This window comes from Chitinophaga sp. G7 BAM 1005, from assembly GCF_057126945.1.
This window is the reverse complement of record NZ_CP181478.1, coordinates 3,723,869-3,738,382: the sequence shown is the minus strand read 5'-3', so window position 1 is coordinate 3,738,382 and position 14,514 is coordinate 3,723,869. Positions and strand designations below refer to the sequence as shown.

The 14,514-nt window shown below is 49.9% G+C and carries 8 protein-coding genes; 6 read left to right on the top strand and 2 right to left on the bottom strand.

The window, feature by feature from the left end:
* Positions 1-10: 10 nt before the first annotated feature.
* The 6 genes from ACMXI2_RS14715 to pafA are packed head-to-tail and all read left to right on the top strand — an operon-like array spanning position 11 to position 12,238.
* Positions 11-3,478 carry a SusC/RagA family TonB-linked outer membrane protein gene (locus tag ACMXI2_RS14715; RefSeq protein WP_483782319.1) on the top strand — a complete coding sequence of 1,156 codons (3,468 nt, stop codon included), beginning with the start codon at positions 11-13 and terminating at the stop codon, positions 3,476-3,478.
* 12 nt (positions 3,479-3,490) lie between these two features.
* Entirely contained in the window at positions 3,491-4,969 is a 1,479-nt protein-coding gene (locus ACMXI2_RS14710; protein ID WP_483782318.1) for a SusD/RagB family nutrient-binding outer membrane lipoprotein, read from the top strand.
* A gap of 5 nt (positions 4,970-4,974) precedes the next feature.
* Positions 4,975-6,195, top strand: coding sequence for a purple acid phosphatase family protein (locus ACMXI2_RS14705; protein ID WP_483782317.1), 1,221 nt, complete (start codon positions 4,975-4,977; stop codon positions 6,193-6,195).
* Positions 6,196-6,237: 42 nt separating this feature from the next.
* Positions 6,238-8,463, top strand: a complete 2,226-nt coding sequence (locus tag ACMXI2_RS14700; protein WP_483782316.1) for a glycoside hydrolase family 20 zincin-like fold domain-containing protein — start codon at positions 6,238-6,240, stop codon at positions 8,461-8,463.
* 10 nt (positions 8,464-8,473) lie between these two features.
* A complete protein-coding gene (locus tag ACMXI2_RS14695) occupies positions 8,474-10,615 on the top strand; it encodes a cupin domain-containing protein (protein ID WP_483782315.1) in 2,142 nt (713 codons plus the stop codon).
* Positions 10,616-10,624: 9 nt separating this feature from the next.
* Entirely contained in the window at positions 10,625-12,238 is a 1,614-nt protein-coding gene (gene pafA, locus ACMXI2_RS14690) for an alkaline phosphatase PafA (RefSeq protein WP_483782314.1), read from the top strand.
* A 191-nt stretch (positions 12,239-12,429) separates the two neighbouring features.
* Here the strand turns inward: pafA and ACMXI2_RS14685 are convergent, their stop codons facing one another.
* Positions 12,430-12,729, bottom strand: a complete 300-nt coding sequence (locus ACMXI2_RS14685; RefSeq protein WP_111580326.1) for a DUF1905 domain-containing protein — start codon at positions 12,727-12,729, stop codon at positions 12,430-12,432.
* Positions 12,730-12,900: 171 nt separating this feature from the next.
* Positions 12,901-14,460, bottom strand: coding sequence for a serine hydrolase domain-containing protein (locus ACMXI2_RS14680; protein ID WP_483782313.1), 1,560 nt, complete (start codon positions 14,458-14,460; stop codon positions 12,901-12,903).
* Positions 14,461-14,514 lie beyond the last annotated feature (54 nt).

Genomic DNA, 14,514 nt, shown 5'->3' with positions numbered 1-14,514 from the left:
ATTTACAGTTATGCAAAAGAGCTTTACGAAGCTTTATTCTCCCTGGAGAGCAATGCTGTTGTTGTTGCTGCTGCTGACCACCGAAACCAGCGCACAGCAATTAATGGTTAGAAGCGGAGATACTCCGGGGGAAGCAGGAACCATCCCACTCCGGCAAATGCTGAGCAACCTCGAAACAAGGTTTAACATCAGCTTTAATTATTCGCCTACGCAGATGGCGGATAAATTTGTAGCAGGAAAACAACTCCGTGTTACCGACAGCAACCTGGAAGCCCAGCTAACGAAAATGCTTACACCACTGGGTTTGCAGGTAGTAAAATTAAGTGATCATGATTATGCAATCCGCTCTTCCGGCGGAGAAGCCATCACCACCAAAGCACAGGAAGTAACCGTAAAAGGCACCGTCACCGATGAAAGCGGTGTAGCCCTTCCCGGTGTAAGCGTACATGAAAAGGGCACCTCGAATGGTACGGCTACCAACGTAGACGGACAGTTTACCATTAAAGTAGCCGGCAGCAATGCAGTTCTCGTATTCCGCTCCGTTGGCTACCAATCAAAAGAAGCAGTGGCCGGCAACGGTAACCTGCAGGTGCAGTTAGTGGCTACCGTACGTAGTTTGGACGACGTGGTAGTTACCGCCCTCGGTATTAAGCGCCAGGAGAAAGCACTCGGCTACTCTATTGCCACGCTGAAAGGCGACCAGGTAAGCACCGTAAAAGAAGTGAACATTGCCAACGCCTTAGCCGGTAAAGTAACCGGCGTAAACGTAAGGAGCACCAGCTCTGATCCGGGCGGTACTTCATTGGTAACCATCCGTGGCCAAAGCAGCATGGAAGGCTATAACCAGCCTTTGTATGTAGTGGATGGTATTCCCATTGCACCGGCCGTACGTAACCCGAAACAACCCGTAGGACAGGTAGTAGTGGATTATGGCAGCACCATCTCGGATATCAACCCGGATGATATCGCCAGCATCTCTGTACTGAAAGGCGCCAGCGCTTCCGCTTTATATGGCTCCCGCGCTATCAACGGCGTGATCCTCATCACCACCAAATCCGGCTCAGGTACTACCAAAGGATTAGGCGTTTCCGTTAACTCCAGCGCGATGTTTGACCAGCCCTGGCTGTTTCCGAAATTCCAGAATGAATTTGGTTCCGGCGACCGCGAAGGTTCTGATGAAACGATTTCTGATGCTTCCTGGGGACCGCGACTGGACATCGGTACCAAACATGTACAGTGGAACAGCCCTAAGGATGCGAACGGACAACCCATCCCGACCGACTGGGTATCTTACCCCGACCGGCATAAAGATTTTTTCCGTACCGGATCTACCTTCACCAATAACATTGCCATCACCGGCAATAACAAGGATGGTAACTTCCGCCTGTCGTTTACCAACCTGAAAAATGAAGGCATCATTCCAAATACCGACCTGAAAAGAAATACGCTCAACCTCGCAGCGGGATATAATCTGAATCCCAATATTAAGGTGAGCACCAATATCGGCTATACGAAAAACAGCAGCGGCAACCGGCCTACTTTTAACCGGGGAAGCGTGAGTAACATCGTATATACCACTACGCCGAACGTAGACATCAGGCAGCTGCGCAACTACTGGCTGCCCGGTAAAGAAGGACTGCAGCAGTTTTCACATGTGCCCGGATCTACTGATAACCCTTACCTGGTGGCATATGAATTCATCAACGGGTTTGACCGTGATCGTATGACAGGTAACGTGGAACTGAATATCCAGATCACGAAAGACCTGTCGCTGATGGGCCGTACCGGTATGGACCTCTACTCTGAAACCCGTGAAAGTAAACGTCCTTTCAGTGCAATAAAGAGTCCAACCGGTGCGTATGCTTTTGAAACAGAATTTTTCAGGGAACAGAATACCGACTTCCTGTTGAGTTATAAAAAGAATATCAACTCCGATTTCTTTGTATCTGTTTCCGCAGGCGCCAACCGTATGAACCAAACCGGCAAAGGTTCCAGTCAGAAAGCAGAAGCGCTGGTGATACCAGGGTTATACAATATTGCTAATGCTAAAGCCGGTTCGGTATCGAATACTTCCAGCAGGTATACCAAACGGATCAACAGCGTATATGGTATGGGACAGGTGAGCTTCCGCAATTATGCATTCCTGGATCTGACAGCGCGTAACGACTGGTCCAGCACCCTGCCCGCCGGCAACAATTCCTATTTCTACCCTTCGGCTTCACTGAGCCTCATTGTATCAGATATGCTGGGTATTAAATCGGATGTGTTGTCTTTTGCAAAGATCCGTGCCAACTGGGCGCAGGTGGGCGGCGATACCGATCCCTATAATTTGTACAACACCTTCAGCTTCGGTCAGGACTGGGATAAAACGAAACTGGCAAACATCAATAATGTGCTGAAAAATAACCGGCTGAAACCACTGATTGCCACCTCGCATGAATTTGGGGCTGATGTTCGTTTCCTGAAAGGAAGACTCGGCATTGACTTTACCTACTATAACACGGTGAACCGCAACCAGATCATCAAGATACCGGTAACAATGGCCACCGGTTATTCCAACATGGTGACCAATGCCGGTAAGATCAGGAACAGAGGTATTGAGATCGGGCTGAACGCAACACCGCTAGCAGGGCCTTTCCGCTGGGATCTGCAATTAAACTATACCCGTAACCGTAATAAAGTGCTGAAGCTGATAGATGGCGTGAGCAATTACCAGTTAGGCAGTGCTGAAGGGATCCGCTTCCTCGTAAAAGAAGGCGCTGAAATGGGAGATATGTATGCGCAAACCTGGGCTACTGTACCGGATGGGGAATTTAAAGGACAGCCTTTATTGAGTGATGAAGGTGGTTACCAGCAGTTAAATGATTATGTAAAGATAGGTAACTATAACCCGGACTTTATGTTGGGTATCAACAACACCTTTACCTACAAAGGATTTACACTGAATGTGCTGATCGACTGGCGCCAGGGAGGCAATTTCTTCTCTTATGTGGCAAAGAACCTGTTGAGCGATGGCCGTACACAAACCACGGTTCCGGGTCGTGATCCGAAGAGTGGTGGCCTGGCCTGGAAAGATGATGATGGTAACAACCGTACAGATGGCATGATCCTTTTCGGTTATGTAGATGACGGAAATGGTAAATACAAACTCAATGATAAGGTTACCGATCCGGAAAACTACTATGGTGAATACTACTGGAGTTTCAATGGCCGGTCTACTTTCGATGCCAGCTATGTAAAGCTCCGGGAAGCATCTCTTACCTATACCTTTTCAAAGAAAACACTTGGTAAGCTGCCACTGGGAAATCTGAGCGTATCACTGATTGCACGCAACCTGTTTACCTGGACTGCTGCAGAACAAGGTTACGATCCGGAAACAGCAATGACGATCTCCAACGGTAGTTTCTCTCCGGGAGTAGCCAGCTGGGGATTGCCTTACACCCGTTCTTTTGGCGCTAAAGTAGGTTTTAATTTCTAAACCAATAATTGTATGGTTATGCAACGCATGCCTTTTAAATACCTGATACTGATCTTTGGTGTTCTTTTTGCTTCCTGCGAAAAAGGACTGCAAGATCTCAATGTGAATCCGAATGAATCGGAAGTGATCAATCCTGAATTCCTGTTATCCTCCGTGTTGATCAATACCGCTTATGATTACCAGAAGGAGGCTTACTTTGATGAACCTGCTTCCGCCGGCCGTTATATTACGATGGTGCGCAATGAGGGAAATGATAAGTTCGACTGGGGGCCTCAAAGCTGGGATAGCTATTATTCAAAGCTGTCGTCCAACCGGGAAATGATGGATCTGGCGAAGAAGCTGAACGTACCGCAATATGTGTCTGTAGGCAAGGTACTGGAGGCTTTTAACTTTGCGTATGTCACTGATCTGTTTGGCGATATCCCTTACAGCGAGGCGTTGCAACTGAAGAACCAAACGTTGGCGCATCCTAAGTATGATCCGCAACAAACCGTATACCCGGCTTTATTGCAAACGCTGAAAGAAGCAAATAATGAGCTGGCCACTATCACCGATAAGGTAGATGCTACGGCAGATGTGATGTACAAGGGAGAACCGCTGAACTGGCGCAAATTTGCCAACTCGCTCCGTTTGCGGATGTTGTTACGCATTTCTAAAAACTATCCCACTGCATTCACAGAGATGCAGGAGATCCTGAATGACAAAAGTAAATATCCCATTTTTGAAAGCAATGCAGATAACGCGGAAATCATTTACCAGGGCGCTGTAGCGGCCAATAGCTGGCCGGGTAGCCCGCAGGGAAGTTCCTTTGATGAATTCGATAAACGCAAGCCCAGCAAAGAAATTGTAGATGCTTTGTTACAACGCAATGATCCCCGCCTGAAGGTATGGATAGCACGGGTGGATTCGCTGAAAGAATGGACAACAGATCCCAATCCTTATGTAGGCGTACCCAATGCGATTCCTGCACCTTATGACTATAATGGCGGTAAGTATCATATTTCCCGTCTTTCTTCTTTGTTCAGCAGCACTAAGGGAGATATGTTAAAAGCCAGCATGCTCACTTATGCAGAAGTGTGTTTCATCCTCGCAGAATGTGTGCAGGCGGGTAAAGTAACCGTGCCGGGTAAAACAGCGGAAAGTCTCTACTATGACGGCATCCATGCCAACATGAAATTTTATGGCGTAGATCAGGCTGCCATTGATTCCGGTTATTTCAACCAGGCGTCTGTAAAATACAATGGTACCCTGGAACAGCTCATCGGTCAGAAGTGGATTGCCGGTTTCCTGAAAGGCGCGGAAGCATGGTTTGATAACCGCCGTACGGGCCTGCCTAAGTTTGTGCTCGGTCCCATGTCGTCTACTACGGTGCTGCCTAAACGATATATTTATCCTACCGGCGAAAGAGATACCAATGAAGAACAATACCAGAAAGCACTCACCGTATTTGGAGCAGATAAACAAACCACGCTGATGTGGTACCTGAAGTAAAAGCTATGAAGAAAATACTGATAAGCGGGTGGCTGCTGGCCACCTGCTTTTTACAGCAAGCATATGCCCAGCGTTTGCGACCCGACAGGATTGTAATGAATGTAACGGCAAACCCTTCCCGCTCAGCGGCAGTTACCTGGAGAACCAGTGAGGATGCAGCTATTAGTTATGCTGAACTGGCGCCTGCTACTGCCGATCCGCGTTTCACGGCAACGGCTGTACGATATACCGCGGCTACAACACCGCCTTTCGCAGATTCCTTACCGGTACGGTATCATCACTTTACATTCGACAGCCTCCAACCCAATACCAACTACGTGTACCGCGTAGGGCAGGGGAACGACTGGAGTGAATGGTTTTCATTCCGTACAGCAGGATTGCCGGGCGAACCCTTTTCATTTATTTACCTGGGAGATGCGCAGGCCAACATTCTTTCTATGTGGTCAAGAACAATCCGCAAAGCCTGGTCGGTGGCGCCGGATGCACGCCTCATCATTCACGCGGGCGACCTGGTGAACCGTGGCAATAATAACAACGAATGGCAGCAATGGTTTGAAGCAGGCAGCTTTATTCATAGCACCGTTCCTGGTATGATGACCACGGGTAACCACGAATATTACGAAAACGCTGCAGGTAAGGATGTACCTTCTGCCTTCTGGCGACCACAGTTTACCTTGCCGGAAAACGGTCCGGCGGGTTTGGAGGAAACCTGCTACTATACAGATGTACAGGGCATGCGTTTTATTTCACTCAACTCGCAGGAGGTGGAAATATCCGATACGTTACTCGCCCGTCAGAAGGTGTGGCTGGAACAGTTGCTGAAAAACAATCCCAACCGGTGGACGGCCATCACGTTCCACCACCCGGTCCTGTCTACCAAGAAGAGCCGGAACAATGAGCGGCTGCGTGAAAACTTTAAGCCGCTATTCGACCGGTATAAAGTGGACCTCGTATTGCAGGGGCATGACCACACCTATGCCCGCGGGCGGGATGGCAACAAAGGACCGGTATACGTGGTGTCTGTAAGCGGGCCCAAAATGTCGGAGATAGATCCACAGCCGTGGATGACCCGCACCGGCTCTTATACCCAGCTATTCCAGGTAGTAGATGTAAAACCAAAGATGGTATCGTTCCGCGCCTATACAACTACCGGCGAATTGTATGATGCCTTTGACCTGGAGAAACAAGCCAACGGAGAAAATCTCCTGAAGAATAAAATGAAATAACCGTCCTGTTATTCCTTTTTCTACTAATCAGTTTATGAAATAATGAGAGGATTCCTTATCATATTATTTTTCATTCCGCAACTTTGTACAGCACAGGTGACGATTGTATCGAAAGATAAGCAGATCGCCGCACAGGTATTACAGGAAGAAGTGAAACGCCGTACTGGTCTCGTATGGCCCATTACCGCGCGGGCTCCGGAAAACGGGAGGGTGATCATCTTTCAAACAAAGAAATGTAACAAGGAGTCTTATCATATCCGCACCACAGGTCGTACTATTTTCGTAGAAGGAGATGGCCCCCGCGGTTTGTTATATGGCGCAGGCTACCTGCTGCGTATCATGCAGTACCAGCAAAAGGAGGCAGTGTTGCCAGCGGTGATCAATGCAGATGCCACACCTGAAAAGGGGATCCGTGGTCACCAGATCGGTTACCGCAACCTGGCTAACTCTTACGACGGATGGACGCCGGAACAATATGAGCAGTATATCCGCGACCTGGCCATCTTCGGGGCTAACAGTATAGAGGCCATTCCGTTTATGCCGGCATCGCCGCATTTCACCGTTTCCTCTAACGAGATGACCCGCCGGATCAGCGGGTACTGTAAAAAATACGACCTGGATTTTTCAGTATGGACACCTGCTACTTTTGATCTGAAGGATACTACTAAGAGACACCATTTCCTGATGCAGTTTGATACGCTGTTCCGCGAATCGGTGCGGCTGGATGCGGTGTTCTTCCCCGGTGGCGATCCCGGTAACAATGCGCCGCAGCTGGTGCTGCCGTTGCTGGAGGACTTAGCCGTTCCGTTAAAGCAGTATCACCCGAAGGCCGCTATCTGGTTGTCGCTGCAAGGCTACGATTCCACGGAATGCGCATTCGTTTATTCTTATATCCATCAACACAAACCATTGTGGCTGGGAGGCATCGTAGTGGGGCCTTCCAGTCCTTCGCTGGAAGATACGCGGGCGTCTCTGCCGCCGCAATACAAGATCCGTCATTACCCGGATATCACCCATACCGTTCGCTGCGACTATCCCGTAGTGTGGTGGGACCCGGCATTTGCGTTTAGCCTTGGCCGTGAGCCGGTGAACCCGCAGCCGGTATATTATGCCAACGTCTACCGTTTTATTGCGCCTGATATGGATGGCTTCATCAGCTACTCCGACGGCGCGCACGACGATATCAATAAAATGCTCTGGAGTATGCTGGGCTGGAACAGCCAGGCCGGTGTGCGGGAGATGATGATCCAGTACGCCAATTACTTTTTCCCTTCCGCGTCACCGGAGCTGATAGCAGATGGCATCCTCGCGCTGGAAAAGAACTGGGAAGGCCCCGTGGCGGAGAATGGCAGTATAACGGCCACGCTTACACTGTGGCAGCAACAGGAACGGCTACACGCAGAATTGTCCGGCAACTGGCGCTGGCAGATGTGTTTGTTAAGAGCTTATTACGATGCGTATACCCGTGAGCGCGCCATCCGGGAAGCCGCGCTGGAAGCGGAGGTAAACCGCACCCTGCTGGAACATAAGGGCAATGAGATGGCCAATGCAGAAAAGATATTGCAACAGGCAGATAAAAGAGTAATGCCGCAATGGCGCGAGCGTATTGTGGCGTTGTGCGATGAGCTGTATAAATCGGTATCCCTGCAAACCAGCGTGGCCAAGTATAAAGCCGCCGGGCCGGAAAGAGGGGCGGTATTGGATTTCCTGGACCGGCCGTTAAATAACCGCTGGTGGCTGGAAGATCAATTCCGTTATATCAAAACGCTTCCGTTGGCGGAGCAGCGTAAGGCGCTGGATACTTTAGGGAGATGGGAAAATCCCGGGCCAGGCAGCTTCTACGATGATATCGGCAATGTATCGAAATCGCCGCATGTAGTCCGGAGGGAAGACCTGCATACCGATCCGCTGATGCGCCGCAGTGATACGCCGGGCTTCGACTGGTGGGAGAGTGGTTACAGCCGCAAGCGGTTGTCGTGGATGGTGAGCCTGCGCTGGCCTTCTGCCATGCGTTATGATCACCTCGATACTACTGCACACTACGTTGTAAGAATAACAGGATATGGTGAAAGCCTGCTACGGGCGAATGGCGTATTGCTCAAGCCATCTCTTTATAACAAAGGAATAGGGGAGATAAAGGAATTTCCTGTACCCGCAGCTATCAGTAAAAGCGGCACCCTGCTGCTGACATGGGATAATATCGATGAAGAACATCTTAACTGGCGACAACATTCAAGGGTTACAGAAGTGTGGCTCATTAAATTATAAAATTATTGGAATGAAAAAAATAGCTTACCTGGCGGCGGCCCTGCTACTGTCGTGCTCCGCCCGTGCCACGTCCGACCTGCCTTTTACGCAGGCGGTTTCCGTTAAGTACAACGTTCCGCAGGGATTGGAGCTGATCAAAGTGATCACCGATTATAACGATAACGTACAGGTGCTCACGAAGCAGGGCTTTTATCGCCTCAGCGGAAACGACCTGGTGCGCGATCTGCGTTTCCGCCCGCTGGCACAGAAGATCCCCGTAGATGTTACTACGCAGGAAGGGAGCGGTCATCTATATTATCTCTATGCAGACAAATGCCTGACCAATGGTTATGCAGGCATCCCGTATATCAATCTCCCGCAGGGGAAATTTAACCGGGTGGCGGTAGATGCTGCCGGTCGTATGTTATTGTCTGGTAGCAACGCACTGGCTATTGGCAACAATGGAAAATTGGAGGAGCTGCCACTTATTGCTGAAGGCGTGCAACGGATGGAAGCTAACGGAGGCACTTTCTTTATCTTAACCAATAAAGCCGTTTATGTACTGAAGGATCATCGTTTTGTACCGGTACATACGGTGAAGGATGCTACAGCTATGGCTTTCAAAGGAAGCGATATCCTGCTTGGTACAGCTAACGGCTATTATGGTATTAACCGCAATAGCGGTGATACCAGTATGTCGCTGCAAACGCGTGTACCCGTTCCCGTTATCAATGAGCTGCTGGTAACTAATGGGCACATCTGGGCAGGCACCGGTGCGGGCGCTTTCATGCGCACCGATTCCGGCGCCTACCGTTACTTCGCATCCAAACGCTGGCTGGATCAGGATGTGGTGAAAAGTATGGCTGCCGATAGCCACGGTGATGTGTATGTATTAACCGGTACCGGTCTTAATAAAATTGCTTTTATACAACAAACACTCGCGCAGAAAACTGCCTTCTTTGAGCGCAAGATCCGCGAGCGGCACATCCGCTATGGCTTCATCGCCAACCTCCACCTGAATCCTCCCGGAGACGTAGGATCAGCTGAAATGGCGGATACCGATAATGATGGTTTATGGAGCAGCTTTTATCTCGGCAGCCAGGCTTTCCGGTATGCGGTTACACATGAGCCAATGGCTAAAAGATATGCCTGGGAAGCTTTTGAAGCATTTGAAAGAATTTTATCGATCAACCAGTTAACAGGATTTCCTTCCCGCACATTTGAAAGAAAAGGCTATAAAAATTCTGATCCTGAAAGATGGCGCGATTCACCTGATCCCGAATGGGAGTGGAAAGGACATACCAGCAGCGATGAATATGTAGCCTATATCTGGATCACCGCGGTACTGAATGAGATGGTGGCAGAAACACCGGAAGAAAAGAAGCGGGTCACTGATTTTATTGATAAGATCATGACGCACATTGTAGATCATAAGTATACGATGGTGGATATCGACAATAAACCTACACTCTGGGCCCGCTGGAACCCTGAGTACATCAACTGGTACCCGACTACCATCGGCGACCGGCGACTGGGCAGCACTACCATCATTGCGGGTTTACAGCTGGCGTATAAATTAACAGGCAAAGAGAAATATAAAACAGAAGCGTATAAATTGCTTAACAGGTACGGCTATCTGAAAAATATACAGATCGACTACCGTACCATCAAACCAACACCAGGATACCAGCACCAGGGAATTGATATGGGAATGGGCGGCTGGAATCATTCTGATGATGAAATGGCTTTTCTTACTTATTGGGTGTTGTATAAATATGCATTCACCGATGAGCTGAAGGCACAATATAAAGGCGCTATCCGTAACCACTGGGAAGTGGAGCAACCGGAAAAGAACGCCGTATGGAACCTGATTGCGCTGGCCACCACAGGAGATTACGACGCATCTGCCACTACCTGGTGGCTGCAAACTTTCCCGATGGACCTGATCACCTGGAAAATTACCAATTCTAACCGTAAAGATATTACACTCCTTCCGCCAAATTTCCGGCATCAATATACCGAAGTGCTGCTGCCGCTGGATGAACAGCCGGTACACCGTCATAACGCCAACGCCTTTACCCTGGATGGTGGCGGCAACGGTGAATCCGAGCTGGCAGGAGATGAATTTTTGTTACCCTACTGGATGGCGCGTTACCTGAAAGTATTAGAATAATTTAAAAGTATGAAACAACTTTATACAGCAGGCATCCTGTTGATACTGGCGGTGACTGCAGCGGCGCAGTCGCCCGCACCCAAACCCCGGATTGTGGTAGGCATGATGGTAGACCAGATGCGTTGGGATTACCTGTACCGCTACGCCGCGAGATATGGGAATGGCGGCTTTAAGCGCCTGTTGCGCGAAGGTTTTAAATGCGAACAAACGTATATCAACTACGCGCCTACGGTAACTGCCTGCGGACATACATCTGTATACACCGGCAGCAGCCCCGCAGTGCATGGCATCGTGGACAACGACTGGTACAGCCGGGAGTTGCAGCGATCCATGTACTGCACGGAAGACAGCACCGAAACCACGGTAGGCGCAGAAGGGAAAGCGGGGAATATGTCGCCCCGCAATCTCCTTGTTTCTACCGTAACAGATGAGCTGCGGCTGGCCACCAATTTTAAAAGCAAAGTGGTAGGCATAGCGTTGAAAGACAGGGCCTCTATTCTTCCTGGGGGACATACGGCCAATGCAGCTTTCTGGTATGATGGCAAGTCGGGCAACTTTATTTCCAGCAGCTATTACATGAAGGCGCTACCCGAATGGGCGCAACGCTTTAATGAACAACAGCTCCCGGTGAAATACCTGGACAAAGGCTGGGAAACATTATATCCCATCACCAGCTACACGCAAAGCGATGCGGATAATAAAGACTATGAGAAATCATTTGGTCATGAAAAGGCGCCGGTGTTTCCGCATACCTTCACCGGCAGGGAAAAGAACTCGATACGTACCACTCCTTATGGCAACACACTTACTTTTGCCTTTGCCAAAGCAGCCATAGAAGGGTACGCGCTTGGCGCCGGTACGGAAACAGACTTTCTGGCCGTCAGCTTTTCTTCTCCCGATGCCGTTGGCCACCAGTTTGGCCCTAATTCTATTGAAGAAGAAGATCTTTATTTGCGACTTGATAAAGACCTGGAAGCATTCTTCACCTATCTCGATACACGATTCGGCAAAGGAAACTATCTCTATTTTATCACCGCTGATCATGGTGTGTCGCAGTCGCCCGGCTTCCTTGAAACACACCGGCTGCCAACCGGTTTGCTGGATGCAGATGTTGTGTTGAAAGACATTAACACCGCTATCGCGGAGCAATTTGGTGTGGCAAAAGGTGTAGTAGCTTTGTCGGCTTACCAGCTATATCTCAACCGGCCCGCTTTTGCCGCCCGGAACATTCCGCTGCAACAGGTAATAACACTGGTGATAGAGAAGCTGAAAGCTACTCCCGGTATAGCCGACGCCGTTAGTTTACACGACCTCGGTACGGCCGCTTTGCATGAGCCGTTACGCACCATGCTGATAAATGGCTACAATAAGCAGCGCGGCGGCGATGTGATCCTGCTGATACAGGCCGGCTGGAAAGATGGTGGCCGCAGCGGCGCTACGCATGGCCTGTGGTATCCTTATGATGCACATATCCCGCTTGTATGGATGGGCTGGGGGATTAAGCCCGGCAAAACCTACCGTACCACCGGTATGACGGATATTGCGCCTACTGTGGCGGCGCTGCTGAATATCCAGGTGCCCAGCGGGAATATCGGGGAGGTGATCTGGGAGGTGTTGAAGTAGATGAAGCCCAATATTCCTGTTACTTCCCGGATGCTTCGCCAATACCTCGGACTTGCGTATATCATGGACTATCCATGCACTATCAATACTGTTCGCATGGACTCCTCATGGACTCCTCATGCACTATCAATGCACTATGAATGCACTAAGGCCGCCTGGGTCCGTTAAAAATTCCTCGCCGTCGCTACCCCTCAAAGCCGTTCGGTGAGCTTCACCGTTACGGCATCCCCGGCTTCTTTCCCAAGTAGCTTTCTTAGCTCCACTTTTACAGGAAGCTTGTGGGTGCCATCTCCCAGGGCCATAAACGAGCTCTGAAAAGGGTGGTTGTCGATAGTGCCTTTTACCTTTACCAGGCCACGGGTGCCAAAAAAGGCCACCGAATCAGGCCATATCACGTAGGTCCAACCTCCGGCGTTGGGACTTTTTTGTAGTGTTGCGCTAAACTGCTTGTTCAGCTTGCCTTTTGCGGGTGCTTCTTTTACAGTTGCCATATGAATATGATTTTGTAAGATAAAGATAGCGCTGTTGCTGAAGAGGGAAGGTCTGTTTAAACGACATTCTTAGGGGCGATTTGCGACAATTGTGAGATTGAATGGATCAATAAAAAAATCCGCTCATAAAGCGGGATCAATCTTTTATCAGGCATGAGCAACATACCCGGCTCAACCCTTCATAACGCCACTCAATGGTTTCCGGCTATCGGCCTTGCCCGCGGACATGGCAGTCAGGCTATCGAGGAACGTAACGGTTAATTTATCTCCTTCAAATACGCATTGAATCCTGTCGCCGTGCAGCGTTTCCACGAAGCGGAGGTTCAGCTGCAACGTGTTGTTGTTGATCCAGGTAGCGGTGCCGGCTACTTTGGTGGGCTGATGGTTCAATCCTATTTCAGGAAATTTATAAAGCTGCCGTTCCTTATTCAGTATCCATTTTTCCCAGCCTAAGCGGATACTGGCAATGCCTTCGGTTGTTTGGGTGGTCCAGGTACAACCGGCCGGTGAGAAGTCGAACTGCATGGAGGCGGCATTAAAATCGTTTTTATCCAGTGTCCATATTTTGTGCTGGTACCGGGAAGCTATGTCGTTGGCAGTGTTGCCTGTTACTACGGGCAGGGCTAAACGCGCCAGTGCTGTTTTCAGTGCGGCCTGTTCCGAAGGATTATCCGGCAGCACACCTTCGTGCAGTGCGGGCAGCAGGTGTTCCCATATGATGTTAAGGGATTGCTGCATGTCGGCGGTTTGACTGGTCACTGCCAGCACGGCGTCTTTATCGGGCATTACAATGCAATACTGACCGAAGGCGCCGTCGCCGCGGTAGGCGCCATGCCTGCATTGCCAGAACTGGTAGCCATATCCCTGGGCCCAGTCGCCGTTGCCTTGCTGTGAGGAGGTCTGGTAACCAGTGGCATCTTTTACCCAGCTTTCGGTGAGTAGTGTTTTACCATTCCATTTTCCTTTTTGCAGATATAGCTGCCCCAGTTTTGCGATGTCTGTTGTTTTAACACGGAGGCCGTATCCGGCGGTATTCAACCCCTGTGGAGAGGTTTCCCAGTCGTACCCGGTAATATCCAGCGGCTCAAACAGCCGGGGAGCGAGGTATTGCTCCAGCGTTTGCCCCGTAACGGCATGAAGGATCGCCCCCAGCATATAGGTGGCGCCGGTATTGTACAGGAAATGGGCGCCGGGTTCAAAGTCTACGGGTTGTTCCAGGAAAGTTTGTACCCAGGTTTTATTTGATTTAAGCATTGGTGGCAGGGTATCTGCGCCATTGCCGGTGTTCATGGTAAGCAGGTGCTTCACCGTCATTTTCCGGAGATTGGGAGACGGGTTAGCCGGTACGTCTTTAGGGAAAAATGAAACGACGGGGCTTTGGATATCCAGTTTGCCTTCTTTTACCAGCATGCCGATGGCGGTGCTGGTAAAGCTTTTGGAGAGGGAATACAGCGAGTGTGTAAATTCCGCCGCATAAGGATTCCACCAGCCTTCTGCCACAATATGCCCGTGCCGCAATAAAACAAAGCTATGCCAGCTGATGCCGGAGGCATTGGCGGCCTCGATAAAAGAAAGGATTCCGGCGGATGATACTCCCTGCGATTCGGGAAGGGCATGGGGCAGCAGTACGGAAGGGCGCCATAGTTGACCGATAGGGCCCAGCACGGGAAGAAACCCGATCCCTGCAAGACCCATACCTGCGTTTTTAATAAAATGTCTTCTGGATTGCATCGTGTTCATGGGAATTAAAGTGAAACGTGGAATGGTTAAATAAATTTACATCTT